The sequence below is a fragment of the Pantoea sp. Morm genome (assembly GCF_016643525.1).
Taxonomy (GTDB): domain Bacteria; phylum Pseudomonadota; class Gammaproteobacteria; order Enterobacterales; family Enterobacteriaceae; genus Pantoea; species Pantoea dispersa.
Genome location: NZ_VOQX01000014.1, coordinates 1 through 25,128 on the forward strand (window position 1 = coordinate 1; position 25,128 = coordinate 25,128).

Annotated in this window: 24 protein-coding genes; 10 read left to right on the forward strand and 14 right to left on the reverse strand. The window is 57.7% G+C overall.

All coding sequences use genetic code 11. The annotated features are described in order from the left end of the window. A partial coding sequence (locus FT726_RS07210) for a quinone oxidoreductase (protein WP_346302625.1) occupies positions 1-954 on the forward strand: 954 nt, incomplete at its 5' end. A gap of 191 nt (positions 955-1,145) precedes the next feature. On the opposite strand, the gene pspG is transcribed toward FT726_RS07210, so the two are convergent. The 3 genes from pspG to traF form a co-directional block, all read right to left on the reverse strand. Further along, positions 1,146-1,412 carry an envelope stress response protein PspG gene (gene pspG, locus FT726_RS07215; protein ID WP_058780892.1) on the reverse strand — a complete coding sequence of 89 codons (267 nt, stop codon included), beginning with the start codon at positions 1,410-1,412 and terminating at the stop codon, positions 1,146-1,148. A 209-nt stretch (positions 1,413-1,621) separates the two neighbouring features. Beyond that, positions 1,622-2,617 carry a tRNA dihydrouridine(20/20a) synthase DusA gene (gene dusA / locus FT726_RS07220; protein ID WP_058770015.1) on the reverse strand — a complete coding sequence of 332 codons (996 nt, stop codon included), beginning with the start codon at positions 2,615-2,617 and terminating at the stop codon, positions 1,622-1,624. A 90-nt stretch (positions 2,618-2,707) separates the two neighbouring features. Further along, positions 2,708-3,955, reverse strand: coding sequence for a conjugal transfer protein TraF (traF, locus tag FT726_RS07225; RefSeq protein ID WP_058780893.1), 1,248 nt, complete (start codon positions 3,953-3,955; stop codon positions 2,708-2,710). A 448-nt stretch (positions 3,956-4,403) separates the two neighbouring features. Between traF and zur the strand changes: the two genes are divergently transcribed. Next, on the forward strand, positions 4,404-4,925 hold the full coding sequence (gene zur, locus FT726_RS07230; RefSeq protein ID WP_088515725.1) for a zinc uptake transcriptional repressor Zur: 522 nt from the start codon (positions 4,404-4,406) through the stop codon (positions 4,923-4,925). A 70-nt stretch (positions 4,926-4,995) separates the two neighbouring features. Here zur and FT726_RS07235 read toward each other — a convergent pair whose 3' ends face one another. The 4 genes from FT726_RS07235 to FT726_RS07250 all read right to left on the reverse strand — a co-directional run bounded on the left by FT726_RS07235 (position 4,996) and on the right by FT726_RS07250 (position 7,910). Then, on the reverse strand, positions 4,996-5,208 hold the full coding sequence (locus FT726_RS07235) for a CsbD family protein (RefSeq protein ID WP_021507857.1): 213 nt from the start codon (positions 5,206-5,208) through the stop codon (positions 4,996-4,998). Positions 5,209-5,367: 159 nt separating this feature from the next. Then, positions 5,368-6,693 carry an MATE family efflux transporter DinF gene (gene dinF, locus FT726_RS07240; protein ID WP_125309264.1) on the reverse strand — a complete coding sequence of 442 codons (1,326 nt, stop codon included), beginning with the start codon at positions 6,691-6,693 and terminating at the stop codon, positions 5,368-5,370. A 128-nt stretch (positions 6,694-6,821) separates the two neighbouring features. Then, positions 6,822-7,436, reverse strand: coding sequence for a transcriptional repressor LexA (gene lexA, locus FT726_RS07245; RefSeq protein ID WP_031279762.1), 615 nt, complete (start codon positions 7,434-7,436; stop codon positions 6,822-6,824). Positions 7,437-7,541: 105 nt separating this feature from the next. Next, the gene (locus FT726_RS07250) at positions 7,542-7,910 is read right to left on the reverse strand and encodes a diacylglycerol kinase (protein ID WP_021507859.1); all 369 of its coding nucleotides are present in this window, start codon (positions 7,908-7,910) and stop codon (positions 7,542-7,544) included. 125 nt (positions 7,911-8,035) lie between these two features. Here FT726_RS07250 and plsB point away from each other — a divergent pair, with 125 nt between their 5' ends. Then, entirely contained in the window at positions 8,036-10,459 is a 2,424-nt protein-coding gene (gene plsB / locus FT726_RS07255) for a glycerol-3-phosphate 1-O-acyltransferase PlsB (RefSeq protein ID WP_031279763.1), read from the forward strand. Between the two features lie 134 nt (positions 10,460-10,593). Here plsB and ubiA read toward each other — a convergent pair whose 3' ends face one another. The 4 genes from ubiA to FT726_RS07275 form a co-directional block, all read right to left on the reverse strand. Next, positions 10,594-11,460 (reverse strand): 4-hydroxybenzoate octaprenyltransferase, encoded by an 867-nt coding sequence (gene ubiA / locus FT726_RS07260; protein ID WP_021507861.1) that lies wholly within the window; start codon positions 11,458-11,460, stop codon positions 10,594-10,596. A 24-nt stretch (positions 11,461-11,484) separates the two neighbouring features. Next, positions 11,485-12,003 (reverse strand): chorismate lyase, encoded by a 519-nt coding sequence (gene ubiC, locus FT726_RS07265; RefSeq protein WP_010616617.1) that lies wholly within the window; start codon positions 12,001-12,003, stop codon positions 11,485-11,487. A gap of 92 nt (positions 12,004-12,095) precedes the next feature. Continuing rightward, entirely contained in the window at positions 12,096-12,506 is a 411-nt protein-coding gene (gene psiE / locus FT726_RS07270) for a phosphate-starvation-inducible protein PsiE (protein WP_010616618.1), read from the reverse strand. Positions 12,507-12,576: 70 nt separating this feature from the next. Next, on the reverse strand, positions 12,577-13,275 hold the full coding sequence (locus FT726_RS07275; RefSeq protein ID WP_021507862.1) for a UTRA domain-containing protein: 699 nt from the start codon (positions 13,273-13,275) through the stop codon (positions 12,577-12,579). 225 nt (positions 13,276-13,500) lie between these two features. Between FT726_RS07275 and FT726_RS07280 the strand changes: the two genes are divergently transcribed. From FT726_RS07280 to FT726_RS07305, 6 genes are all read left to right on the forward strand, one after another. Then, positions 13,501-14,562: an ABC transporter substrate-binding protein gene (locus FT726_RS07280; protein WP_058770009.1), complete on the forward strand. Its 1,062-nt coding sequence runs from the start codon at positions 13,501-13,503 to the stop codon at positions 14,560-14,562. 141 nt (positions 14,563-14,703) lie between these two features. Next, the gene (locus FT726_RS07285; RefSeq protein ID WP_058770008.1) at positions 14,704-15,513 is read left to right on the forward strand and encodes an alkaline phosphatase family protein; all 810 of its coding nucleotides are present in this window, start codon (positions 14,704-14,706) and stop codon (positions 15,511-15,513) included. After that, the gene (locus FT726_RS07290; protein WP_288425033.1) at positions 15,513-16,364 is read left to right on the forward strand and encodes an ABC transporter permease subunit; all 852 of its coding nucleotides are present in this window, start codon (positions 15,513-15,515) and stop codon (positions 16,362-16,364) included. The genes FT726_RS07285 and FT726_RS07290 overlap by 1 nt, the downstream gene beginning before the upstream one ends. Position 16,365: 1 nt before the next feature. Continuing rightward, positions 16,366-17,151 (forward strand): ABC transporter permease, encoded by a 786-nt coding sequence (locus FT726_RS07295; protein WP_058757571.1) that lies wholly within the window; start codon positions 16,366-16,368, stop codon positions 17,149-17,151. A gap of 2 nt (positions 17,152-17,153) precedes the next feature. Next, a complete protein-coding gene (locus FT726_RS07300) occupies positions 17,154-18,146 on the forward strand; it encodes an ABC transporter ATP-binding protein (protein WP_288425036.1) in 993 nt (330 codons plus the stop codon). A gap of 108 nt (positions 18,147-18,254) precedes the next feature. Then, positions 18,255-19,880, forward strand: a complete 1,626-nt coding sequence (locus tag FT726_RS07305; protein ID WP_031279764.1) for a Na/Pi cotransporter family protein — start codon at positions 18,255-18,257, stop codon at positions 19,878-19,880. Positions 19,881-19,961: 81 nt separating this feature from the next. Here FT726_RS07305 and gntU read toward each other — a convergent pair whose 3' ends face one another. The 3 genes from gntU to gntR form a co-directional block, all read right to left on the reverse strand. Then, positions 19,962-21,302, reverse strand: coding sequence for a gluconate transporter (gene gntU / locus FT726_RS07310; RefSeq protein WP_058757574.1), 1,341 nt, complete (start codon positions 21,300-21,302; stop codon positions 19,962-19,964). Positions 21,303-21,304: 2 nt separating this feature from the next. After that, positions 21,305-21,841 carry a gluconokinase gene (gene gntK / locus FT726_RS07315; protein WP_010615889.1) on the reverse strand — a complete coding sequence of 179 codons (537 nt, stop codon included), beginning with the start codon at positions 21,839-21,841 and terminating at the stop codon, positions 21,305-21,307. Positions 21,842-21,982: 141 nt separating this feature from the next. Continuing rightward, entirely contained in the window at positions 21,983-22,978 is a 996-nt protein-coding gene (gntR, locus tag FT726_RS07320; RefSeq protein ID WP_021507996.1) for a gluconate operon transcriptional repressor GntR, read from the reverse strand. A gap of 394 nt (positions 22,979-23,372) precedes the next feature. Between gntR and FT726_RS07325 the strand changes: the two genes are divergently transcribed. After that, positions 23,373-24,941 (forward strand): AbgT family transporter, encoded by a 1,569-nt coding sequence (locus tag FT726_RS07325; RefSeq protein ID WP_346302626.1) that lies wholly within the window; start codon positions 23,373-23,375, stop codon positions 24,939-24,941. Positions 24,942-25,128: the final 187 nt, after the last annotated feature.

A 25,128-nucleotide genomic window follows, 5' to 3' on the forward strand; every position in this document is an offset into this window, starting at 1 on the left:
GGTGGCCCGGAGGTATTGCAATGGGTCGATTTCACACTAGCCGATCCCGCCGACCATGAAGTTCAGGTGGAGAACAAGGCGATTGGTATTAACTATATCGATACCTACGTGCGCAGCGGATTGTATCCGGTCTCCTCGCTGCCGTCCGGCCTGGGCACTGAAGCGGCAGGCATCGTGAAAAAAGTGGGTAGCGCGGTTTCGCGTTTCAAGCCGGGCGATCGCGTGGTGTATTGCCAGGCCGCGCTGGGTGCCTACAGCGAGCTGCACAATGTGGCGGAAGATCGGCTGGTGATTCTGCCGGACAGCATCAGCTTTGAGCAGGCTGCGGCCTCTTTCCTCAAGGGCCTGACGGTGCAGTATCTGCTGCGTCAGACGTACAAAGTAAAAGCCGATGAAATTTTCCTGTTTCATGCCGCCGCGGGCGGCGTGGGCCTGATTGCCTGCCAGTGGGCGAAAGCGCTGGGCGCGCATTTGATTGGCACCGTCGGGTCTGCGGAGAAAGCGCAGATCGCCAAAGATGCCGGCGCCTGGGCCACCATCAATTATCGCGAAGAGGATATCGCCCAGCGCGTCAGCGAACTGACCAACGGTGAAAAAGTGGCGGTAGTGTACGACTCAGTGGGCAAAGATACCTGGGAACCGTCCCTCGACAGCCTGCGCCGCCACGGCCTGATGGTGAGCTTTGGTAATGCCTCCGGCCCGGTGACCGGCGTTGACCTCGGCATTCTTAACAAGAAAGGCTCGCTGTTTGTCACCCGCCCTTCCCTGTTTGGCTATATCACCAACCGTGAAGAGCTCGATCGCGCCAGCGGCGAACTGTTTTCGCTTATCGCCAGCCGCGCTATTCAGCTTAACGTGCCGGAGCAGCAGAAATTTGCCCTGAGCGATGCGGTACGTGCGCATCAGGTGCTGGAGAGTCGTGCCACTCAGGGTTCCAGCCTGTTAATTCCCTGATAGCAGAAATGATGAAGGGCTTCCCGAAGGAAGCCCTTTTCTTTCTTTTTTATAGTTCGCGCTGGTGTAGGGACAGCGGCGATGAATTCGTCTGAATTTCTTTACCTATCCTGACAGAAAACATAAGTAAAAAATATGTTTAATTGCGAATTCGTACTAAGCAATCACCAACTCTGTGATCGTAACCGCATTTAGCGCCAGCTTCTCTTCTCTAAGTTGCTGATTTTCCTTTTCAGCCGGTTAAGTTTCACCTCTCCCTGCGGCGTGGTAAATGCGCGATAAAGCCACACGGCGACCACCGCCAGCACCAGCCACGGCAACAATTTTATAACAAGCGCAAACAGCCCGCCGAGAAACATCACCACGGTGGCCACCACCAGCGCGGCGATCACGCCCAGCAGCGATACGCCTGTCAGCAGCAGCATCATAAAAAAGCCGATAACGAATAATATTTCCACGAGCGCTCTCCTGTATCAGTAATGCAGAAGGTATTACAAGATACGTGCCAGGTCGTAACGATCGCTAAGCCATTGAATTATCGCTTAGATGCAAGACGGAGGGGACGTTGATTTGGTGAAATTGACTAACTGCTGGTGAATTAAAAACCGCACGATGAAACCGTGCGGTTCAAACCGTCCTGCCAGCCTGACCAGGCCGGCTCGCGGGATCAGGCTTCCTGCACAATGCGGTCGGCCACCAGCGCCAGCGCCGCTTCCAGCACGCGGACGTCGGCGCCCGGTTTGTGGGCATTTTCGCTCAGGTGACGGCGCCACTGGCGCGCGCCGGGAATGCCCTGGAACAGGCCCAGCATGTGGCGCGTAATGTGTCCCAGATAGGTGCCCTGTGCCAGTTCGGCTTCGATGTAAGGGTACATGGAACGCACCACGGCGACCGGATCGGCCACCGGTGTCTCGCGGCCAAACAGCTGGCGATCAACCTGCGCCAGAATGCCGGGATTTTGATAGGCCTCGCGCCCCATCATCACGCCGTCCAGGTGCTGCAGATGCGCTTTGGCCTCATCGAGCGTCTTAACGCCGCCGTTGATCGCCATGGTCAGCGCCGGGAAATCCCGCTTCAGCTGGTAAACACGCGGATAATCGAGCGGTGGAATTTCACGGTTCTCTTTCGGGCTGAGACCCGACAGCCACGCTTTACGCGCATGAATAATGAACGTATCACAACCGCCCTGCTGCGCCACGGTGCCGACAAAATCGCACAGGAAGGCGTAGCTATCCTGGTCGTCAATACCGATGCGGGTTTTCACCGTGACCGGAATGCTGACCACATCGCGCATCGCTTTGATACAGTCCGCGACCAGCGCCGCCTCACCCATCAGGCACGCGCCAAAACGGCCGTTCTGTACCCGATCGGACGGACAACCGACGTTCAGGTTGATCTCATCGTATCCGCGCGCTTCTGCCAGCTTTGCACAGGTTGCCAGCGCGGCCGGATCGCTACCGCCCAGCTGCAGCGCCAGCGGATGCTCCGCCTCGCTATAGGCCAGATAGTCGCCTTTGCCGTGGATGATGGCGCCGGTGGTCACCATTTCGGTGTACAGCAGCGTGTCGCCGCTCAGCTGACGGTGAAAATAGCGACAGTGACGGTCGGTCCAGTCCAGCATTGGGGCGATGGAGAAACGTTGCGAAGAGAATGTATCGGTCATGAAACGCAGTAAATCCGCAGTTAAGTGATGAGAAACTGCGCAATGATATCACAGCTGTGACGGGCGACACAGCCGCCCGTCATCGTGTGGTCAGAAGTTAAACCCGAGCTGCACCATGGCCCCCCAGGTATTGTCTTTGCCGACCGAACCGGCCAGGTCCAGATGCACCGCGTTGTTGAACGGCGACACGCCGAGACCGGCCGTAAACACATCGGTGTCATTCGACTTCATATCCGCGCGATAGCCGGCACGCAGCGCCAGCCAGTCCAGCACGCGATATTCACCACCCACGCCAGCGTACTGACTGCTCTCCTGCGATTTAAAACGTTTGGTTTCGGTCAGATCGACATCGCCGGTCAGAGTAAAGGGTCCGCGATTCCACGCCAGTCCGGTGGTTACCAGTGGGCGAATCTGATACGTATCGCGATAGCCGTTAACCTCTTTGGTGTCGATATCGCGCGAGACCAGGTTCTGCCCGGTCACGCCGAAGGTCCAGTTCTCCGCGAAGTCGGTAGCGATACCGGCATCGACGTTGAAACCGGTATCGGTGCTGCGATAGCGGCTGTCGTTAATATCATTCTTGTCGTAGTTATAAACGCTGGCGGTGTAGTTATACAGCCAGGTTTTCTGCAGCTTCGGCGTGACGCCAACGGAGACCGGGTGACCGGCGATGGTGAACTCATGTGCCATTGCGACACCGTAATCGGTGATCAGCGCAGCCAGGCCGTTGGCGCTGGATCGCAGATTATTTTGGTCGCCCGGCAAGGGAATGCGGCCATTTGCGACCTGATCCAGATAATCGATATCGCTCTGTACCACGTTAGCGCGGATGTGTGCCGTGCCGTAGGCTTTAGTGATGAAGGCGAAAGGAAGGGTCTCGTTGGGAATGCTGACGGCTAACGCCACGCCTGCGGTGCCATTCGCTTTATCACCGCGCAGATCGCGCAGCTGATTGGCCATATCACCTGCCGCCGCTCTGACCTGAGGCGCGCCATTGATGATCTCCGGCAGCGTGATGTTGTTGATCACGTCACGATAGCGGTCCACCGTATCAGTAATCTCGTCTACGCGATCCACTAATTTGTCTTTGTCAGTAATCTGCACACCGGCTGAAGGAAAAATGATGCTGACGTTATCTTCAGGCTGCGCTTTGGTCATCAATGCCGGGTTAGCCAGCACTGCCGAGCTCCAGGTTGAGGAAGCGACACCGGTTCCCCCCATGGCATCGTTACGCGCATCGTACCAGGTGCCAGCAGCAAATGCTGATGAGGTAACAAATACCGCATTAAAACCAACAACATAAGCAATTTTCTTGCGTCTGAATAATGTCTTCACCATGAGTCTGCCATCACCTTTTAATTGTCGTTGACTGTCTCTACGACGGAATAGTTTATTAGCCCTATTCTGAACGCTGGCTAACGCTTTATTGCTGTGAATTGAAAGGAATTAGCATTGCTATTCGCAGAATTGGTCACGCCCGCACCATTCTGCTGTTGTTTTATGCAGAAATATGAACGTCAGCTAAATTGATGCCAGAAATTACTTAAAACCTTTTGAACCATAGCCACTAAGTCAGTGAGTTGCAAAGCAAAAAGATGGGTTAACCTGTGAGAAAAAACTCAGGAAGGAAAAGCATGGCTTAACAGAAGGAGGTACCAGGGCGCAACGCGGCAGATAAGTGGCTGAAAGACAGACATTTCCTGGATGATATCAGGTAAAAAAGCAATGGCAGCAGCGTAAAAGTTTGTGTGATAAAATAACATCACCCATCACCTGGAGAATGCTTATGCCAAACCTCACGCCCGAACAACTGCTCACGCAGGCTGAATCTCTGTGCCTTGACCGTGGCGTGCGCCTCACTACGCAGCGCGCAGAAGTGCTGCGCCTGATGGCGGAGCAGAACGGTTCCATTAGCGCTTACGATTTGCTGGACCAGCTGCGCATCAGTGAACCCCAGGCGAAACCACCGACTATTTATCGCGCGCTGGATTTCCTGCTGGAGCAGGGATTTATTCATCGGGTGGAGTCAAATAACAGTTATGTGGTGTGCCACCATTTCGACGAGCCGGCGCACACATCGGTGATGCTGGTGTGCGACAACTGTGCCGCCGTCAGTGAGAAGCACGCGCACGGCGTGGAAAAGATCATCGCCGGGTTGGCCGATCAGGCGGGTTTTACCTTACGTCATAGCGTTATTGAGGCGCACGGCCTGTGTGAAAACTGTGCCGAAGTGGCAGCCTGCACGCAGCCGGGTAGCTGTCAGCACGATCATGAAGTGGAAAGTAAGAAGAAGGTGCGTAAAGGGTAACTGGCACGTCCGTGTGCCAGGCCGATCGTAACGATCAGCGGGTAGGAGCATCATCCTTAAAGCGGGAGACTTACCAGCGGTAATCTTTGTTTTGACTTTCCCAGTCTTTCAATTCACGCTCAGCTTCATCTTTGGCGTAACCGTAACGTTCCTGGATTTTACCCACTAGCTGATCGCGCTTCCCTTCGATCACGGTCAAATCGTCATCGGTCAACTTGCCCCATTTCTCTTTAAACTTCCCTTTAAACTGCTTCCAGTTTCCGCTCGCTTCGTCTTTGTTCATAACAATCCTCCACGTCTTCCTGAGTGAGATGGTGTATTTCTCATGTAATGCCGGAAATAACCATATAACGCGCTGCTTATCTGCGCCGTTTGAGATAATTATAGTAGCCGCTTCGGATTGTGCACGAAATTACAGATTATTCTGGTGCCTGCGCTGTGCTTATGGCTGGCTGAACCAGCTGTCACGCTGCCAGTGGCGGCGCCACATCCATCCCAGCGTCAGGCCGCGCAGCGCCAGAAACACCGTGATCGCCAGCCATAAACCGTGATTCCCTAACCACGGCAGCGTCAGCAAAGTGATGCCGAAACCTGCTGCAGCCATGATCATGCTGTTTCGCATTTCGCGGCCGCGTGTCGCGCCGATGAACATGCCGTCCAGCAGGTAACACCAGACGCCGACCAGCGGTAAAATTACCTGCCACAGCAGAAAGCGATCGGCCATCTCACGCAGCGGCTGCAGCGAGGTAAGCAGCGCAACAATGTGCGCGCCGCTAAGCGCATAAATAAGCGCAAACAGCAGCGCAACGATACCCGCCTGGCGACAGGCGGCATGCCAGATCAGCAGCAGCCGGCTGCGATCTTTTGCCCCTACAGCTTCACCCGAGCAGGCTTCCACAGCGTAAGCAAAGCCGTCCAGCGCATAGGCAGTAAACGTCAGGAACATCAACAGCACCGCATTGACCGCAACCACATCCGGTCCGATGCGTGCACCCAGCAGGGTCAGCGAGGCGAAGCAGATCTGCAGCATGAGCGAGCGCAGCATGATGTCGCGATTAAGGCGAAATAACCGCGCCGCGTCACCGCGCCAGCTGTTTTTCAGTAGTTTAAAATCGATGCCGCGCAGTTTCAGCACGCGCGCCACCATCCATAATCCCACTGCCAGCGTCACGTATTCGGCCAGCGCCGTGGCGGCGGCGGCACCGGCAACGCCCCAGTGCAATTTCAGCACCAGCAGCAGATCGAGCAGGATGTTGACCAGGTTTCCGACAATCAGCAGAACCATCGGCGCACGCGCATACTGCACGCCCAGCAGCCAGCCGAGAATCACCAGGTTAGCCAGCGTAGCTGGTGCGCTCAGCCAGCGGATTTCAATGAAGATTTGCGCCTGCTGCTGGACTTCCGCGCTGCCGCCCATCAGCGTTGCCGCCAGGCTACTGACAGGAGAACGCAGCAGCGCCAGCAGCAACCCGGCGGCGAGGGCGATCAGCAGCGGCTGCATAAGTGCGCGCGCCAGTGCCTGTTTATCGCCGGCCCCGAAGGCCTGCGCGGTTAAACCGGTGGTGCTCATACGCAGAAACAGCAGCAGCATAAAGATGAAGCTGGTTGCCGTGGTGCCTACGGCCACGCCGCCGAGGTAGATCGGGCTATCAAGATGGCCAATCACGGCGGTATCGACCACGCCGAGCAGCGGCACGGTGATATTGGAGAGGATCATTGGCAACGCCAGTCGCCACAGCGCTTTATCAGAAGAGGAAAATAGCTGCATCAGCCCCATCCCGAGGGTTACGGTAGTCGGCCTGAGCGAGCGCCTTACGGGCCGGGAACAAAAGTATGATTAAAGCAGACTGCGGCCAGCGCGCGTGCGCCGCCGCAGCGGGGGAGATCAACCGGGTTTCAGAGCCACTCGCCGTTGCGCACGATGCCTACGGCCAGCCCTTCCACGGTCAGCGACTGTTCACGGGTATCCACGACAATCGGCTGGAAATCATTGTTTTCCGGCAGCAGCTGGACAATCGCGCCCTGCTTCTTCCAGCGTTTCACCGTGACTTCATCATCAATACGCGCAACCACCACCTGGCCATTGCGCACTTCCTGTGTTTTATGCACCGCGAGCAGATCACCGTCCATAATGCCGATATCTTTCATCGACATACCGCTGACGCGCAGCAGGAAATCGGCAGAGGGTTTGAACAGGTTGGCGTCAACCTGATAGTGGGCTTCGATATGTTCCTGCGCCAGCAGCGGTTCACCGGCGGCGACGCGACCGATCAGTGGCAGCCCTTCACTCGCCTCTTCTTCCATCAGCAGGCGGATACCGCGCGATGCACCGGAGACGATTTCAATGACACCTTTACGCGCCAGCGCTTTCAGGTGCTCTTCAGCAGCGTTAGGCGAGCGGAAGCCCAGTTGCGAAGCAATTTCAGCACGCGTTGGCGGCATGCCGGTCTGATTAATATGGTCGCGAATCAGGTCATAGACCTGTTGCTGCCTGCTGGTTAACGCTTTCATCCCGCCCCCTGGTTGTTTATACAGTCGCTGTGAGTATATACAGGTATTGGCGAAATGAAAACCGAAACAGAGGGAAAAATCAGCGGCTTGATGAATGTGGAATGTTTATCGCAAATGCGACCAAAGCAGCGCGATCCAGACAAACAGAGCCAGTAAGATAGCCAGCAGTACCGCCGCCGAGCCCATGTCTTTGGCGCGTCCCGCCAGCGGATGGCGCTCCTGACCGATGCGGTCCACCACGGCTTCGATGGCACTATTAAGGATCTCAACAATGACCACCAGCACCACCGAGCCAATCAGCAACACACGCGTGATGGCATCGACATCCAGCCAGCAGGCGATGGCAACCGCGACCAGTGCGGCAATCGCCTCCTGGCGAAAAGCGGCTTCATGCTGCCAGGCAGCGCGCAGCCCCTGCCAGGAATAACCGGCGGCTTTAATGATTCTCAGGAAACCGGTGACGTTATTTGCCATGTTGTGGAACCCTTAACTGTTTTTGACGTCAATGTCTGGGCGCGCGAGGTGGCACAGCCACAGATCTTCGCCGCACTTTCTGGTATGCTTGCCGCGCTTTGCTAACAAGAGGCTTCAAGTTGTCTATGTCAGGTTGGCGTAAACTCTATTACAAATTGTTGAATTTACCACTCTCTATTTTGGTAAAAAGTAAGGTCATTCCGACCGATCCGATCTCGGAACACGGTATCGATCCGACCCGTCCGGTGATGTATGTTTTGCCTTATGATTCAAAGGCAGACCTGCTCACGCTACGCGCACAGTGCCTGAAGCACGATCTGCCGGATCCGCTGGCGCCGCTGGAGATTGACGGCACCCTGCTGCCGCGCCACGTATTTATTCACGATGGGCCGCGCGTCTTCCCCTATTTCGTGGCGAACCCGGAGTCGGTCAAGCTGTTCCATGACTATCTCGATCTGCACCGCAACAATGCGGCGCTGGACGTACAGATGCTGCCGGTTTCCGTGATGTTTGGCCGGGCGCCAGGCCGTGAAATTCAGGGCGAACCGACGCCACATCTGCGTATTCTTAACGGTATACAGAAGTTCTTTGCCATCCTGTGGCACGGCCGCGACAGCTTTGTCCGCTTCTCACCCACGGTTTCACTGCGTCAGATGGCCACCGAACACGGTACCGATCAGTCGATCGCGCAGAAACTGGCACGTGTCGCGCGCATTCATTTTGCCCGCCAGCGGCTGGCAGCCGTCGGCCCGCGTCTGCCGGCACGCCAGGATCTGTTCAACAAGCTGCTGCAGTCCAAAGCGATTGAGAAAGCGGTTGAAGACGAAGCGCGCAGCAAGAAAATTTCGCATGAAAAAGCGCAGCAGAACGCCATCGAAATGATGGAAGAAGTGGCGGCGGATTTCTCGTACGAAGCGATCCGCGTGACTGACCGTGTGATGGGCTGGCTGTGGAGTCGGCTCTATCAGGGCATTAACGTGCACGGCGGCGAACGCGTGCGCCAGCTGGCGCAGGATGGTCACGAAATTGTTTACGTGCCCTGCCACCGCAGCCACATGGATTATCTGCTGCTGTCCTACGTGCTCTATCATCAGGGCCTGGTACCGCCGCACATTGCTGCCGGTATCAATCTCAACTTCTGGCCAGCCGGACCGATTTTCCGTCGCCTCGGTGCCTTCTTTATTCGTCGTACCTTCAAAGGCAACAAGCTCTACTCCACGGTGTTCCGCGAGTATCTGGGCGAGCTGTTCAGCCGCGGCTATTCGGTTGAGTATTTTGTTGAAGGCGGGCGCTCACGTACTGGCCGTCTGCTCGACCCGAAAACCGGCACGCTGTCGATGACGTTACAGGCGCTGCTGCGCGGCGGCAGCCGTCCTATCACCTTTGTGCCAATCTACATCGGTTATGAGCACGTGATGGAAGTCGGCACTTATGCCAAAGAGCTGCGCGGTGCCGCAAAAGAGAAAGAGGGCTTTATGCAGATGGTGCGCGGCCTGCGCAAGCTGCGTAACCTCGGCCAGGGCTATGTGAACTTCGGTGAGCCGCTGTCGCTGGTTAACTATCTCAACAAACAGGTTCCGGAGTGGCGCGACGCGATTGACCCTATCGATCCCCAGCGTCCGGCGTGGATGACGCCGGTGGTGAATGATATCGCGGCACGTCTGATGGTACGCATCAACGAAGCCGGCGCGGCCAACGCCATGAACCTGTGCGTGACCGCGCTGCTGGCATCGCGCCAGCGTTCGCTGACGCGTGAACAGCTGACGGAACAGCTGGAGTGCTACACCCAGCTGCTGCGCAATGTGCCGTACTCACCCGAGTCAACCGTGCCGGATCTCAGCGCTGAAGCGCTGCTCGATCACGCCATGGGTATGAACAAGTTCGAGACCGAGCAGGACAGTATTGGCGAGATCATCATTCTGCCGCGCGAGCAGGCGGTGCTGATGACCTACTATCGCAACAACATCCACCATATGCTGGTGATGCCGTCGCTGATTGCCGCTATCGTGCAGCAGCATCGGGAGATCAGCGAGGCGGAACTGCTGCGTCAGGTCAGCCTGGTCTATCCGATGCTGAAGAGCGAACTGTTCCTGCGCTGGGACAGTGCCGAACTGCCGGCCCTGCTGAATGCGCTCTGCGCCGAAATGGCGCGGCAGGGGCTGATTACCGTACAGGAAGGCCAGCTGAAAATGAGTGCGGCGCGTTACCGTACGCTGCAGCTGCTGGCGGCCGGGATTCGTGAAACGCTGCAGCGTTTTGCCATTACCTTCGCCATTCTCAGCGCCAAGCCGACCATTAACCGTGGCACGCTGGAGAAAGAGAGCCGCACGCTGGCTCAGCGTCTGTCAGTGCTGCACGGTATCAATGCGCCGGAGTTCTTTGATAAGGCGGTCTTTACCGCGCTGGTGCTGTCGCTGCGTGATGAAGGCTATATCAGTGATTCCGGTGATGCGGATGCTGAACGTACCAATATGATGTGGCAGATGCTGGCCGAACTGGTCACCAGCGATGTCCGTCTGACCATTGAGAGTGCCGTGGCGCACGACTAATGGGCGACTGAAAACCACGGCGCATCTGTCACACGCCAGATTGCGCCGCGGTTTCATTTTCAGAATTCAGGCGCGAAAAGAACGCGCTTCCCACTGCGGCGACCGGCACGCCGCCGGGGTTAATCACCCCACCATCAGAACAGCGCAACAAACGGCTGGGTATTAAGCAGCACGCCAATAAACAGCACCAGGCCAACGTAGTTGTTGTTGAGGAATGCCTGGAAGCACAGCTCACGTTCACGCCCGGCAATCAGTTTCTGCTGATGCACAAACAGCCCGCCCGCCAGCAGCAGCGACCAGTAAAACGCACCGTTCAGATGCAGTAAAATGCCCACCAGCGCCATCAGGCCCAGCGCGGCCAGCTGTAACAACCCGATAATCAGCTTGTCGTAACGCCCAAACAGAATCGCCGTGGATTTCACGCCAATCTTCAGATCGTCGTCGCGGTCAACCATGGCGTACTGGGTGTCATAAGCCACCGTCCAGCAAATATTGGCGAGAAACACCAGCCAGCAGACAAAGGGTAAGGACTCACTAACCGCCGCCCAGCCCATCGGAATCGCCCAGCCAAACGCCGCGCCCAGCACCACCTGCGGCAGATGGGTATAACGCTTCATAAAGGGATAAACCCACGCCAGCGCCAGCCCGCCAAATGACAGCAGAATGGTCATGCGGTTCATGGTCAGCACCAGCAGGAACGCCAGCAGACCGAGGCCGGCGAACAGCAGTTTCGCCTCTTTCTCCGTTACCGCGCCGCTGGCTAACGGCCGCGCGGCGGTGCGTTTCACGTGGCCGTCGACGTTACGGTCGGCATAATCGTTGATCACGCAGCCCGCCGCACGCATCACAAACACGCCGAGGACGAACACCAGCAGCACCGACAGCGGCGGAATCGCCATGCCTGATAGCCACAGCGCCCACAGTGTCGGCCACAGCAGCAGCAGCGTGCCAATCGGTTTATCAATACGCATCAGGCGACTATAGGCCTGCCATTTGCTCATGGTTAAAGTCTTTTGCACGGGGCGTTATCCTTGCTTCAGCGCGCGGTACAGCGGCGACGCCGGTAAAAACAGTTCAGTTAACAGCAGCGGTTTTCCGGACAGGCGCAGCCGCGAGCGGCGTCCCCACAGGTCATCAATCTGGCCCGGATCGATAAAATCGCGGCTCAGCGTCGAGGAGGAAAACAGGTAGCGTCCCAGCGGTCGCGTGCCGAGATTTTGCAGCATCTGTTCCGGGCCGTTCAGCGTGCTCTCCGGCACCACGGTACGGCCAATCAGCCAGGGTTCATTGTCACCGCACAGCACGATTTCACGCAGCCAGAAACGCGTGTCGGCAGGCAAAAACGCTGCTTCCTGCGGCATCTCATCGGCGGTAATGAACGCTTCCCGCAGCAGTTGTACGGTAACCTGCTGGCAGTGCTGCTCAAAGCGGCGCGTCATTGAGTCTTCTTCCAGCAGCCAGTCAAGCAGCGGCGGTGAAAGTAACGGGGAAGAGGCTGGCAGCCAGTGCAGTGCGCGTAACTGGCGCAGCGCGTCATGCGACATCAGGACATCTCCGGTAAAAAAGTTGCCCTAGTGTAGCGCACCGCGCTCAGCGTGACACATCTGCTTGTGCCACGCTGGCGTCGCGGGAGGAATTACTCGCGTTTCAGGCGGTTACTGTTGGCCAGCCACAGCGTCACCACCAGAATCAAAATGGCCGCCGAGTAGCACAACGTATCGAAAGGATTTTTATGATCGACAATGATCAGACGAATAATCGCCGTGATGCCGATATAGACGAAGTAGCGCAGCGGAAAGTGATAGCCGGACTGAAAGTACTTCACAATCAGCGCGATAAACTCGAAATAGAGAAAGTAGATCACAATGCCTTCGATCAGCAGATACGAAGACGCCTGCTCACCGGTGCTGAACAGCACATTCGCCAGGTGAATGGTCTCTTTACCGAGAAACACCACCAGAATAACGGCCAGAATCACCAGGCCAATGTTCAGTACCCACTGTAATACCGAAGCAATAAGCTGCCCCGCCGCTGGTTTTGTTGTCATTATTTTGCGCCTCAGATGACGAGATTCTTCTGGCGCTATCATGCTGTAATGTGATCTAAATCACAATACATCACACCTCAACATCAACGCACAGCGCGTCATAACGCCAGTACTCGCAGTCGCAGTCAATCACCCGCTTATGCTGGTCACGGTTGATACGCGTAATCAGCAGGCCGGGCGTACCGCTCGCCACGTTCAGTGCGGGCGCCGCCCGCGCCGGAAGCGGACCGGGCACAATGGTAAACCGTGCGCCGCCGTAGTGAATGCCGTAGCGCTGGTCATACAGATCGGTCAGCGAGCGGGTGAGATCTTCACGCAGCAGACCGGGAAAGAAGGCCGGATTGAGGTAATGCTCGACGTATAGCACCGCGCGGCCATCAATGCGGCGCAGGCGGCGAATGCGGTACACCTGATCGCCTTCCAGCAGTTGCAGATGACGCGCAATTGCCAGCTGCGCCGGCACCTCGCGCGCCTCCATCACCTCAGTGCTGGCAATGCGCCCCTGCTGCAGCGCCATGGCGTGAAAGTGGCTGTGATGTGCCGGGTTATAGATGAGGCGCGGCGGCGCAATAAACCAGCCGCGCCGCAGTTCGCGGTAGATGACGCCCTGCGCTTCCAGCAGGCCAAGCGCTTCACGAAGCGTGATGCGCGTGGTGGAATATTGTTCGCTCAACGCGCGCTCGGCCGGCAATCGTCTGGTGACAAACTCTCCGTTTTCAATCCGTTCGCATAGTGCGGCGGCGATCACATCTGCGGTTTTCGACGACATTTTTTTAGCCTCATTTTGGGGCAAATCTGCACTATGACAGTTCGATGACTACAATGTGACAAGGCACATCCCACGCTTTAGCGCGCTGTAACCGCATGTGGAACGACGCGCCACATCCCATTTCAACACCCCGGTCATAAAACCTTCATCTATCCGGGCTACATTGGCTCGGTTCTTGCTGGACTAGACCACGACGACCCACAACTTACACCCGGAGCAACCGAGATGAAAGCGTTTATCTCTTCTGTAGTAGCCAGTGCCGTTCTGCTTGCGCTGCCCGCCGCGCATGCCGCCGATAACGATGTTGCCGCGCTGGAAAAAGCCGCGCGCGCCGAAGGCCAGGTGAACAGCGTCGGTATGCCTGACACCTGGGCCAACTGGAAAGATACCTGGAACGATCTCAGCACCAAATACGGTCTCAAGCACAGCGATACCGATATGTCTTCGGCGCAGGAGCTGGCGAAGTTTGCCGCCGAGCAGGATAACGCCAGCGCCGATATCGGCGACGTGGGCGCCGCTTTCGGTCCGATTGCCGTCGCCAAAGGCGTGGCGCAACCCTACAAACCGACGCACTGGGATCAGATTCCGGCATGGGCGAAAGACGCCGATGGCAACTGGATGCTGGCCTACACCGGCACCATCGCTTTCCTGATCGACAAGCAGCAGGTGAAAGACGCACCGCACAGCTGGGCCGATCTGAAAAAAGGTAAGTATGTGGTCACTATCGGCGACGTCGGCACGGCTGCTCAGGCGGCAAACGGCGTCCTCGCCGCCAGCTATGCGCTGGGCGGTGACGAGAAGAACATCAAGCCGGCGCTGGCGTTCTTCGGCGAGCTGGCGAAACAGGGCCGTCTCGGCGTGACCGACCCGGTGATCGCCAACATCGAAAAAGGCGAAATTCAGGTGGCCGTGGTGTGGGACTTCAACGGTCTGAACTACCGCGACCAGATTGATAAAAATCGCTACGAAGTGGTGATCCCGTCCGACGGTTCCGTGACTTCTGGCTACACCACCATCATCAACAAATACGCCAGACATCCGAATGCGGCGAAGCTGGCGCGTGAATACATTCTGTCGGATGAGGGCCAGATCAACCTGGCGAAAGGCTATGCGCGCCCGATCCGCGCCGAGCATTTAACGCTGCCGGCGGACGTGCAGGCCAAACTGCTGCCGCAGTCGGAATATAAAAATGCCCGTCCGATCAAAGATCAGGCTGCCTGGGATAAGACCTCAAAACTGCTGCCGCGCCTGTGGCAGGAGAATGTGGTTATTAACATGAAGCAGTAACGCAGAGATTTTGCCAGTCGCACATACCGTAGCGGCGCGGTGTATCGTGCATCCGTTTTCCGGCAATGCGCAATACATTGCGCCGGTACCTATCACCAATTTTTACAGGGTGCGCATTCATGCGCACCTGAGGGAGCGGGGATGAAAACAATCCTGGTGGTACTCGATGGGCTGAGTAATCAGGTAGCGCAGCACGCCATGGGCTATCTGTTTGCCGAATGCAAACAGGGCAACGGCCACTATTACACGCTAACCTGCGAATTGCCGTCGCTGTCGCGTCCGCTGTACGAATGCATTCTGACTGGCATTCCGCCGGTGCGCAGCGGCATCATTCACAACGGCGTCAATCGCCTGAGCAATCAGCGCAGTATCTTCCACTATGCGCGCGACGCCGGACTCACTACCGCCGCTGCCGCTTATCACTGGGTGAGCGAACTGTATAACCGCTCGCCGTTCAACGCTGCGCGCGATCGCCACACTAACGCACCCGACCTGCCGATCCAGTACGGCCATTTCTACTGGGACGACGGTTACCCCGACTCGCATCTGTTTGAGGATGCCGAAAGCCTGCGCCTGCAGCACGATCCCGATTTCCTGCTGATTCACCCAATGAACATCGACGATGCCGGGCACAAGCACAGCCTGTCATCACCGCAGTACCGTAACCGGGCACGAATGGCGGATGGCTATCTGTCGCAGTGGATGCCGGGCTGGCTGGCCGCCGGTTATCAGGTGATTGTCACTGCCGACCACGGCATGAACGACGATCGCTCGCACGGCGGTATTCTGCCGGAAGAGACGCAGGTGCCGCTGTTTGTTTTTGGCCGCGGCTTCTCGCTGCAGCCCGACCTGGAGCCGCAGCAAACCGACCTGTGCGGCACCGTCTGCACCCTGCTCGGCGTCCCGCACGACAAACCGCTGTGTCGCGGTCTGCTGGCGGAGCCGCGCTGATGAAGGGCAAAACCCTGGCCTCGCTGCTGCTGCTGCCGTTCGTGCTGTTCTGGATCGCCTTCCAGCTCGCGCCGCTGCTGTGGATTGCCATCAACAGCTTCTGGAGCGATATCAATGAGCGCTGGGGCATCGACAACTACAGCGATATCCTCACTTCACCGTTCTACCTGCAGGCTTTTCGCCTGTCGCTGGATATTTCGCTGTGGTCGAGCGTTTACGGCCTGCTGATCGCGCTGCTTGCCGGTTATTCGCTGCACAAGCTCGGCACCGGGCGTTTTCAGCGCTTTTTGCTGTCGTTCACCAATATGACCAGCAACTTCGCCGGCGTGCCGCTGGCCTTCGCCTTTGTCATCCTGCTCGGACTGAACGGCTGCCTGACGCTGCTGCTGCGCCACTACGGCTGGCTGGACAGCTTTAAGCTGTTTTCGCGCGACGGCATGGTGCTGGTTTACACCTGGTTCCAGATTCCGCTCGGTATTCTGCTGCTCTACCCGGCGTTTGACGGGCTGCGGAAAGACTGGGAAGAGTCGGCGGCACTGCTCGGTGCCAGCCGCTGGCGCTACTGGTGGCACATCGGCCTGCCGATTCTGTTTCCGGCGCTGCTCGGCACCTTTGTGATTTTGCTGGCCAACGCGCTGGGCGCCTACGCCACCATTTACGCGCTGACCACCGGCAACTTCAACGTGGTGCCGGTGCGCATCGCCGCGCTGGTGTCAGGCGATATCTCGCTCGATCCCAATACCGGCGGCGCGCTGGCGATGCTGCTGGTGCTGATTATGGCGCTGATTACCTTGGTGCAGCAGTATCTGGTGCGTCGCAGCTATCTGCATGCCCGCGTACAGGAGTCCTGACATGTCTCGCGTCGAAAAACTCTACCATCGCCTGATTGTCTGGCTGCTGCTGATTGTGCTCGCCGCACCGCTGCTGGCGACGCTGCTGTACGGCATCTCCAGTGAGTGGAGCGATACCATTCTGCCGCAGGGCTTTACCCTGAAGTGGCTGACGCAGTTGTGGAGCGATCCGCGCTTCCTCACCGCGCTCGGTCATTCACTGCTGATCTGCGTGGGTGCGCTGCTGTTCTCCCTTCTGCTGGTGCTGCCTGCGATGTTTGTAATCGCTTACTACTATCCAAAACTGGACGCGGTGATGAACGTGCTGATTCTGATGCCGTTTGCCGTGCCGCCGGTGGTCTCGTCGGTCGGGCTGCTGCAGCTCTACTCCTCAGGCCCGCTGATGCTGACCGGCACGCCGTGGATTCTCATCGGCTGTTACTTCACCATTGCGTTGCCGTTTATCTACCGCGCCATTGCCAACAACATGCAGGCCATCAACCTGAAAGAGCTGATTGACGCGGCTCATCTGCTGGGCGCCAGCACCTGGCAGGCAGCCCTGTTTGTGGTGCTGCCAAATCTGCGCAAAGGGGTGTTCATTGCCGTGCTGCTCTCCTTCTCGTTTCTGATTGGTGAGTTTGTCTTTGCTAACCTGCTGGTCGGCACCCGCTATGAAACGCTGCAGGTTTATCTCTACAACATGCGCAACGGCAGCGGGCATTTCACCAGCGCGCTGGTGATCTCTTATTTTGCGGTTGTCCTGCTGGTCACCTGGCTGGCCAATGCCCTCAATCCTGAACGAGGCTGACCATGAGTTACCTGAACGTTACCCAACTGAATAAAAGCTACGGCCCGACCACCATTTTTGAAAACATCGATTTCAGCGCCGATGAAGGTGAGTTTGTCACCCTGCTCGGCCCGAGCGGCTGCGGCAAGTCAACGCTGCTGCGCTGCATCGCCGGCCTGACCGATGTCGACAGCGGCACCATTCTGCTGCAGGGCCAGGATCTGGTGCCGCTGCCGCCGCAGAAACGTACCATTGGCATGGTGTTCCAGAGCTATGCGCTGTTTCCCAATATGACGGTAGAGAAGAACGTCGCCTTTGGCCTGAAGATGCAGAAACTGCCCGCCGGTGAGATTCAGCAACGCGTGATGGAAGCGCTGGCGCTGGTGGAACTGGCCGACTTCGCGCGCCGCTATCCGCATCAGCTGTCGGGTGGTCAGTGTCAGCGCGTGGCGCTGGCGCGTTCGCTGGTGACGCGGCCGCGCCTGCTGCTGCTGGATGAACCGCTGTCGGCGCTGGACGCCCGCATTCGCCGCCATCTGCGCGAGCAGATTCGCCACATTCAGCAGGAGCTGAAGCTGACCACCATTTTTGTCACCCACGATCAGGAAGAGGCGCTGACGCTGTCGGACCGTATTGTGCTGATGAACCGCGGTCGCATTGTACAAAACGGCAACGCGGAAACGCTCTATACCCAGCCGGTGGATCTGTTCGCCGCGGGCTTTATTGGTAACTACAACCTGCTGAGCGCCGAACAGGCAACGCAGCTGACCGGCCAGCCGTTCAGCTGCCAGGTGGCGATTCGTCCGGAATCCATCCAGCTGTGCGCACCGCAGGCAGGCATCGCGGCCACCATTCTCAGCCATAGCCTGCTCGGGAACGTGATCCGCTATCGCGTGCTGGCGAATCAGGTCGAGTTGTCGGTGGATGTGCTCAACCGCAGCGTGGCAGATTTACACCCCGCCGGCATGCAGATTGGACTACAGTTAGAGATGTCGACGTTGCGCCAGGTCGCTTAAATTAAACGAAAAATTGGCAAGGCAGCGCGACGCAGGTATTTATCGGCTGTGCTTATCGCCAGGCAGGCAGCCGCCTGTTTTCTGCCTGGCGCATAGGAGCCTTTATTCGTGCTAACCCTGCTTAACCTTCTCTCCGCCGTCGCCCTGCTGGTATGGGGCACCCACATTGTCCGCACCGGCGTGATGCGCGTGTACGGTGCCGATCTGCGTCGCGTGTTAAGCCGCAGCGTGGAAAAAAAGCCGATGGCCTTTCTTGCCGGGATTGGCGTTACCGCGCTGGTGCAGAGCAGTAACGCCACCACGTTATTAGTCACCTCGTTTGTGGCGCAGAATCTGGTCAGCCTGACGCCCGCGCTGGTGGTGGTGCTGGGTGCCGACGTCGGTACCGCCATCATGGCGCGCATCCTGACCTTCGATCTCTCCTGGCTGTCGCCGCTGTTTATCTTTTTTGGCGTGGTATTTTTCCTCAGCCGCAAACAGACGCGCGCCGGTCAGATCGGACGCGCGGCCATCGGCCTCGGGCTGATTCTGCTGGCGCTGCAGCTGATTGTCGCCGCCGCCAAACCCATTACGCAGGCCGCTGGCGTACAGGTGCTGTTCTCGACGCTGACCGGCGATATCATGCTGGATGCGCTGATTGGCGCGGTATTCGCCATCATCAGCTACTCCAGCCTGGCTGCGGTGCTGATTACCGCCACGCTGACCGCCACCGGCGTTATCTCGTTCAAAGTGGCGCTGTGTCTGGTAATTGGGGCTAACCTCGGCAGCGGCTTGCTGGCAATGATCAACGCCAGCGGATCCAATGCTGCCGGCAAGCGGGTGGCGCTCGGCAGCCTGTTGTTCAAGCTGATTGGCAGCATCGTTATTTTGCCGTTTGTCGATTACATCGCCGACCTGCTGGATAAGCTGCCGGTTAACGATGAAGAGATGGTGATCTTCTTCCACGTGTTCTACAACCTGGTGCGCTGTCTGGTGATGGTGCCGTTTGCCGAACCGATGGCGCGCCTGTGCCGCCGCATGATCGCCGACGATGCGGAAAACCAGACCCATCTCAAGCCTAAGCACCTCGACAGCAGCGCGCTGGATACGCCGGCGCTGGCGCTGGCCAACGCGGCGCGGGAGACGCTGCGCATTGGCGATGTGGTGGAGCAGATGCTGGAGAGCTTCAACAAGGTGGTGATGGGCGAACTGCGCGAGGAGCGCGCGGTGCGGCGGCTGGATGATGATGTGGACGTGCTGTACACCGCCATTAAGCTCTATCTGGCGCGCATGCCGAAGGAGGACCTGGCGGAAGAGGATTCACGCCGCTGGGCCGAGGTGATTGAGATGGCGCTGAATCTGGAGCAGGCAGGCGACATTATCGAGCGCATGAGCGCCGACGTAGCGGACAAATCGCTGCAGGCGCGCCGGGCGTTTTCGCCGGAAGGGCTGGAAGAGCTGAATTCGCTGCAGGAGCAGGTGTTAAGCAACCTGCGCCTGAGCCTGTCGGTGTTTCTGTCGCACGACGTCACCAGCGCGAAGCGTCTGCGCCGTGCCAAGCACCGTTTCCGCATCCTGATTCGCCGTTATTCCCACGCCCACGTCGAGCGCCTGCATCGGCAGAATGTGCAAAGCATCGAAACCAGTTCGCTGCATTTAGGTTTGCTGGGAGATATGAAGCGCCTGAATTCGCTGTTCTGCGCGGTAGCGTACACTGTGCTGGACCAGCCGGACGATGAGCGCGAGGTGGATTAATCATTTTTACAACGCGCGATAAATCGCGCCGCTACAGGCTGTGCATTAATCTGTAACGGCGCAATTTATTGCGCATTGCCATTACGACAACAAACTAAATGCGATCATCCCGACGATGGCGCCGGTGGTGCCGAGAATCGTCTCCATCAGCGTCCAGGTCTTCAGCGTCTCGCCTTCGGTGGCACCGGTGAAGCGGCCGAACAGCCAGAAACCGGCATCGTTGACGTGGCTGATAATAATCGAGCCGCCGCCAATGCAGATCGACAGCGCCGCCAGCTGCGCACCGCTGTAATGCAACGGTTCAATCACCGGCATCACCAGCCCGACGGTGGTTAAACAGGCCACCGTGGCCGAGCCCTGAATCACCCGAATCGCGCCGGAGAGAATAAAACAGGCCAGCGCAATCGGCATGCCGGCACCGGTCAGCGCGTGGCCCAGCACCGGGCCAACGCCGGAATCCACCAGCACCTGCTTGAACACGCCGCCCGCGCCAATCACCAGCAGGATAATCCCCGCCGGCTGCAGCGCACTGCCGCATACCTGCATCACCTTCTCTTTATCCATGCCCTGACGGTAAGCCAGGCCGTAAATCGCCACCAGCAGCGCCAGCAGGATGGCGGTAAACGGATGGCCGATAAACTCCAGCCACGCATACAGACGTGTATCCGGTGTGGTAAAGCGCGCGCCGATGGTTTTCAGCCCGACCAGCAGCAGCGGGAACAGAATCAGCGACAGGCTAAAGCCAAACGACGGCAGCTGGCCCTCGCTGACGTCCGGCTGATGATCTTCCGGCGGCGCGCTGAACGTCACATGGCGCGCAATCAGGTTGCCGAACAGCGGACCGGCAATCAGCATGCCGGGAATCGCCGCGCACAGCCCCAGCAGGATCATCCAGCCAAAGTCAGCGTGCATCTGCGCCGCCAGCAGCATCGGTGCCGGTCCGGGCAGCAAAAAGGCCGCCGCGGCGGCGACGCCGGCAAACAGCGGGATCACCAGTTTGACCAGATTATCGTGGGTACGGCGTGCCACGGCGAAGGCGATGCTGATCAACAACACCACGGCCACTTCAAAGAACAGCGGCAGCGCACAAATCAGCCCGGCAATGCCCATCGCATAGTGCGCGCGCCGCTCGCCAAAGGTTTTCAGCATGCGAATGGCGATCTGATCGACCGCACCGGTTTCATGCAGAATTTTGCCGAACATGGCGCCCAGCGCCACCACAATGGCGAGAAAGCCGAGCGTGCCGCCCATGCCTTTTTGCATGGTCTCAGCAATTTTATCCAGCGGCATACCGGAGAACAGACCGGCACCCATCGACACTAACATCAGAGCGACAAAGGCGTGCATACGCGCTTTCATCACCAAAAACAGCAGCAGCAGGACAGAGCCTGCTGCGGTTAACACCAGCGTTGCGGTACTCATGACTAGCCCTTGTTGATTGCGCCCTCGATGGTCGCAACCGTGGCCGCAACTACCTCATCCAGTGAGTGATTGATATCGACAACCAGCACATCCGGCTCGTCGGCACCCGGTTCCTGCAGGGTTTCAAACTGTGTTACCAGCATCTGCGGTTTGAAGAAGTGGCCTTTGCGCGCCTTGAGACGAGACTCAATGGTGGCAAAATCGCCCTTCAGATAGATGAATTTCAGGTTGTGATTGCCCTGACGCAGGATGTCGCGATAGGACTTTTTCAGCGCTGAACAGACGATGATCGAGATCGCCTGGGTGCGCTGCATCGCGAACGCCGCATCATTCAGCGCCTGCAGCCACGGCTGGCGATCGTCGTCGTTCAGCGGATGGCCTTCCGCCATTTTGGTGATGTTGCTGCGCGGATGCAGGAAATCACCATCCAGAAACGCGGTGCTGAGCTGATGAGACACCTGATTGGCGACGGCAGACTTTCCGCTGCCGGAAACACCCATCAGGATAAAGACGTGGTGCGATGGAGATGGCGTGGTCATGGTTTTGCGCTCCGGCAGGTTAAGCTGCCAATGTTACCGATAACAATTTTGATTGCCATTGTCCGAGCGCGCTCAGACGCTGGCAACCCTTGTCAGGCGGAAAAGCACGAAAGTGTGAACTGACTCAAAAAATCGCCAAAATCAGATGCTGCCACCTTCGGCAATCTCAAAACCGACATCCAGCGGCGCGGTCACGCTGCGATCGCCGCCAATCCGCGCCAGCAGCATGGCGGCTGATTCACGCCCCATGCGTTCGCGTGGCGTCAGCACCGTAGCCAGCCGCGGATTGACCACCTGCGTGATGTCGTGGCCGTGAAAGCCGGCGATCGCCATCTGCTCCGGCACGCGCAACCCCTGGCGCTGGCATTCAAACATCGCGCCTACCGCCAGGTCATCATTGGTACAGAACAGGCTGTCAGTGTGCGGATAGCGCTTCTGCGCCTCGCGCAGCAGCTGGGCACCGGCGCTGAAGGAGGAGGCATCTTCCATCATGACGCTGTGCGGCGTCAGCCCGGCTTCACGCATCGCCTGTTCGTAGCCCTGCTGCTTTTGCAGCGTACGCTCATCGAGGCGCGCGCCCAGATAGACGGTGTGACGATGGCCTTTCCTGAGGATAGCATGCGTCATCTGCCGCGCCGCCTCGACGTTGTCGAAGCCCACGGCCATATCAAGACACGGCGTGACGCAATCCATCATTTCGATCACCGGAATGCCCGCCACTTCCAGCATGCGCAGCGTGCCCGGCGTGTGGGAACGTTCGGTAAGGATCACGCCATCAATATTCCAGCCCAGCAGCGAACGCAGCTGCAGCTCCTCTTTGTGCGGGTTATAGCCGAAGTGCGCCACCAGCGTCTGATAGCCCGCTTCATCGGTCACGGTTTCAATGCCGCGCAGCACGTCGGCAAATACCTGGTTGGTGAGCGAGGGCAGCAACACGCCAATCGCGCGGCTGGTGGCGTTAGAGAGCATGTCGGGCGCACGGTTGGGGATATAGCCGAGTTCATCCAGCGCCACGGCGATTTTGTCGCGCAGCGCCGCAGAGACCTGATCGGGGTTCCGCAAATAGCGGCTGACGGTCATTTTTGTGATGCCGACGCGATCGGCAACATCCTGTAATACCGGTCTTTTCTTCTTCATCGTGTGCGCCTGAGGTCAGAGATAAGCTGAGTTTATCATTTTTTTGTCATGTTATGCCGTTGCGGCGCAACCTCTCACAGACACCACTGAAAAATACCAGCAGATAAAAACAAGACTGGTCTGCTGGAAAAGAAACATTAAAGCAATCCTTCGTGATTATTTAAATCCTAAAGCGGATTAACCTCACATAAAAATAAAAAATCAGATTATTTAACTAACCTTAAATTAGAAAGATAAATAAAATTAAATAAATATTATCAGTAAGATAAATAAATACACCTCGCATTATCCCTGGTTTAAACAGAAACTCACTCTTGATCGTTTTTTCCCTCTTCTTACTATGGCAAACCGGGCAAAAAGCGGCTCGCCCGCTGTATATAAGGAGAATGACCTCATGGAAAAAACCACTTCACCTGCGAAGCGTCCTGTCGAACGCTTCCTCAATACCGTTGAATGGCTGGGCAACCTGTTGCCGCACCCGATTACGCTGTTTGCACTGTTTTCCCTGTTTATCCTCGTCGCGTCGGCTATTGCTGCGGCATTAGGCGTGAGCGTGATCGATCCGCGCCCGATCGGTGCCGCCGGGCGCGCGCCGGACGGGGTGATTCACGTGGTCAGTTTGCTGAGCGCAGAAGGCTTACAGCGCATCGTCAGTCATCTGGTGACGAATTTCACTGGCTTTGCCCCGCTGGGAACCGTGCTGGTGGCGCTGCTGGGTGTCGGCATCGCCGAACAGTCTGGCCTGCTGTCCGCCGCGATGCGCGCACTGGTGTTTAACGCCCCGAAGAAGCTGATCACCTTTACCGTGGTGTTTGCCGGTATCGTCTCGAATACCGCTTCGGAGCTGGGATATGTGGTGCTGATTCCGCTGGCTGCGATGATCTTCCACTCGCTCGGTCGCCATCCGCTGGCTGGACTGGCGGCCGCGTTTGCCGGCGTCTCGGGCGGTTACAGCGCCAATCTGCTGCTTGGCACTATTGATCCACTGCTCTCCGGCATTACCCAGAGTGCAGCGCAGATCATCGATCCTGCTTACAGTGTTGGCCCGGAGGTGAACTGGTACTTCATGTTTATCAGCACCTTTGTGATTGCCGGGCTGGGCACCTGGATCACCAACAGCATCGTCGAACCCAAGCTGGGCAGCTATCAGGATAGCGAAGGTGATGCGGTGCGCGGCGACATGGGCGAGCTGTCGCCTGGCGAGCGTCGGGCACTCAAAGGTGCGGGCTGGGCGGTGCTGGTGGTGTCACTGCAGCTGGCGCTGACGGTCATTCCCGGCCACGGCGTATTACTGAATCCCAAAACCGGCACGCTGGCGGGTTCACCGTTCCTGAAAGGCACCGTGGTATTTATCTTTGTGTTCTTCGCCATCCCCGGTTTTGTTTATGGCCGCCTGATGGGCACCATGCGCAGCGATCGCGATGTCATTCACGCCATGTCCACCAGCATGAGCAGCATGGGAATGTACATCGTGCTGGTGTTTTTTGCCGCGCAGTTTGTCGCCTTTTTCAACTGGAGCAACTTCGGCACGGTGGTGGCAGTGAAAGGTGCCAGCCTGCTGGCTTCACTGGATATGAGCGCCCCGCTGCTGTTCGTCTGCTTCATCCTGATCTGCGGCTTCATCAATCTGATGATTGGCTCCGCGTCGGCCCAGTGGGCAGTGACCGCACCGATTTTCGTGCCGATGCTGATGCTGGTCGGGTTTGCGCCTGAGGTGATCCAGGCGGCGTACCGCATTGGTGACTCAGTGACAAACGTGATTACGCCGATGATGAGCTACTTCGGGCTGATCATGGCAGTGGCGGCGCGCTACCGTCGTGATATGGGCATCGGTACGCTGGTGGCGATGATGCTGCCTTATTCGGTGGTGTTTATGATTGGCTGGACGCTGCTGTTTGTGCTGTGGGTGTTCGTGTTTAACCTGCCGGTCGGTCCCGGCGCGGCCACCTGGTACACGCTGTAATCTCCCCGTGCAGTGGATTGCCACGGACGGCGATCGGTTAACGCGCAGGCAAAAAAAAAGCCAGCACCCGAGCTGGCTAAGAAACACTGGAAGCAATGTGAGCAATGTCGTGCTTACCCGGTTTGTCAGGAGACGCTGCCGGATTCGCGTTGACAATAATAATCATTATCATTCGCGTCTGTAAAGC

Coding starts and splice junctions, on each gene's coding strand:
- gntK (WP_010615889.1), bottom strand. CDS start 21,841: ATGACCACGCCATCTCCATCGCACCACGTCTTTATCCTGATGGGTGTT.
- FT726_RS07300 (WP_288425036.1), top strand. CDS start 17,154: ATGAGTTACCTGAACGTTACCCAACTGAATAAAAGCTACGGCCCGACC.
- FT726_RS07250 (WP_021507859.1), bottom strand. CDS start 7,910: ATGGCAAATAACGTCACCGGTTTCCTGAGAATCATTAAAGCCGCCGGT.
- zur (WP_088515725.1), top strand. CDS start 4,404: ATGCCAAACCTCACGCCCGAACAACTGCTCACGCAGGCTGAATCTCTG.
- psiE (WP_010616618.1), bottom strand. CDS start 12,506: ATGACAACAAAACCAGCGGCGGGGCAGCTTATTGCTTCGGTATTACAG.
- FT726_RS07280 (WP_058770009.1), top strand. CDS start 13,501: ATGAAAGCGTTTATCTCTTCTGTAGTAGCCAGTGCCGTTCTGCTTGCG.
- dusA (WP_058770015.1), bottom strand. CDS start 2,617: ATGACCGATACATTCTCTTCGCAACGTTTCTCCATCGCCCCAATGCTG.
- FT726_RS07235 (WP_021507857.1), bottom strand. CDS start 5,208: ATGAACAAAGACGAAGCGAGCGGAAACTGGAAGCAGTTTAAAGGGAAG.
- FT726_RS07285 (WP_058770008.1), top strand. CDS start 14,704: ATGAAAACAATCCTGGTGGTACTCGATGGGCTGAGTAATCAGGTAGCG.
- ubiA (WP_021507861.1), bottom strand. CDS start 11,460: ATGAGCAAATGGCAGGCCTATAGTCGCCTGATGCGTATTGATAAACCG.
- plsB (WP_031279763.1), top strand. CDS start 8,036: ATGTCAGGTTGGCGTAAACTCTATTACAAATTGTTGAATTTACCACTC.
- gntU (WP_058757574.1), bottom strand. CDS start 21,302: ATGAGTACCGCAACGCTGGTGTTAACCGCAGCAGGCTCTGTCCTGCTG.
- FT726_RS07295 (WP_058757571.1), top strand. CDS start 16,366: ATGTCTCGCGTCGAAAAACTCTACCATCGCCTGATTGTCTGGCTGCTG.
- traF (WP_058780893.1), bottom strand. CDS start 3,955: ATGGTGAAGACATTATTCAGACGCAAGAAAATTGCTTATGTTGTTGGT.
- gntR (WP_021507996.1), bottom strand. CDS start 22,978: ATGAAGAAGAAAAGACCGGTATTACAGGATGTTGCCGATCGCGTCGGC.
- dinF (WP_125309264.1), bottom strand. CDS start 6,693: ATGCAGCTATTTTCCTCTTCTGATAAAGCGCTGTGGCGACTGGCGTTG.
- FT726_RS07275 (WP_021507862.1), bottom strand. CDS start 13,275: ATGTCGTCGAAAACCGCAGATGTGATCGCCGCCGCACTATGCGAACGG.
- FT726_RS07325 (WP_346302626.1), top strand. CDS start 23,373: ATGGAAAAAACCACTTCACCTGCGAAGCGTCCTGTCGAACGCTTCCTC.
- lexA (WP_031279762.1), bottom strand. CDS start 7,436: ATGAAAGCGTTAACCAGCAGGCAGCAACAGGTCTATGACCTGATTCGC.
- FT726_RS07290 (WP_288425033.1), top strand. CDS start 15,513: ATGAAGGGCAAAACCCTGGCCTCGCTGCTGCTGCTGCCGTTCGTGCTG.
- ubiC (WP_010616617.1), bottom strand. CDS start 12,003: ATGTCGCATGACGCGCTGCGCCAGTTACGCGCACTGCACTGGCTGCCA.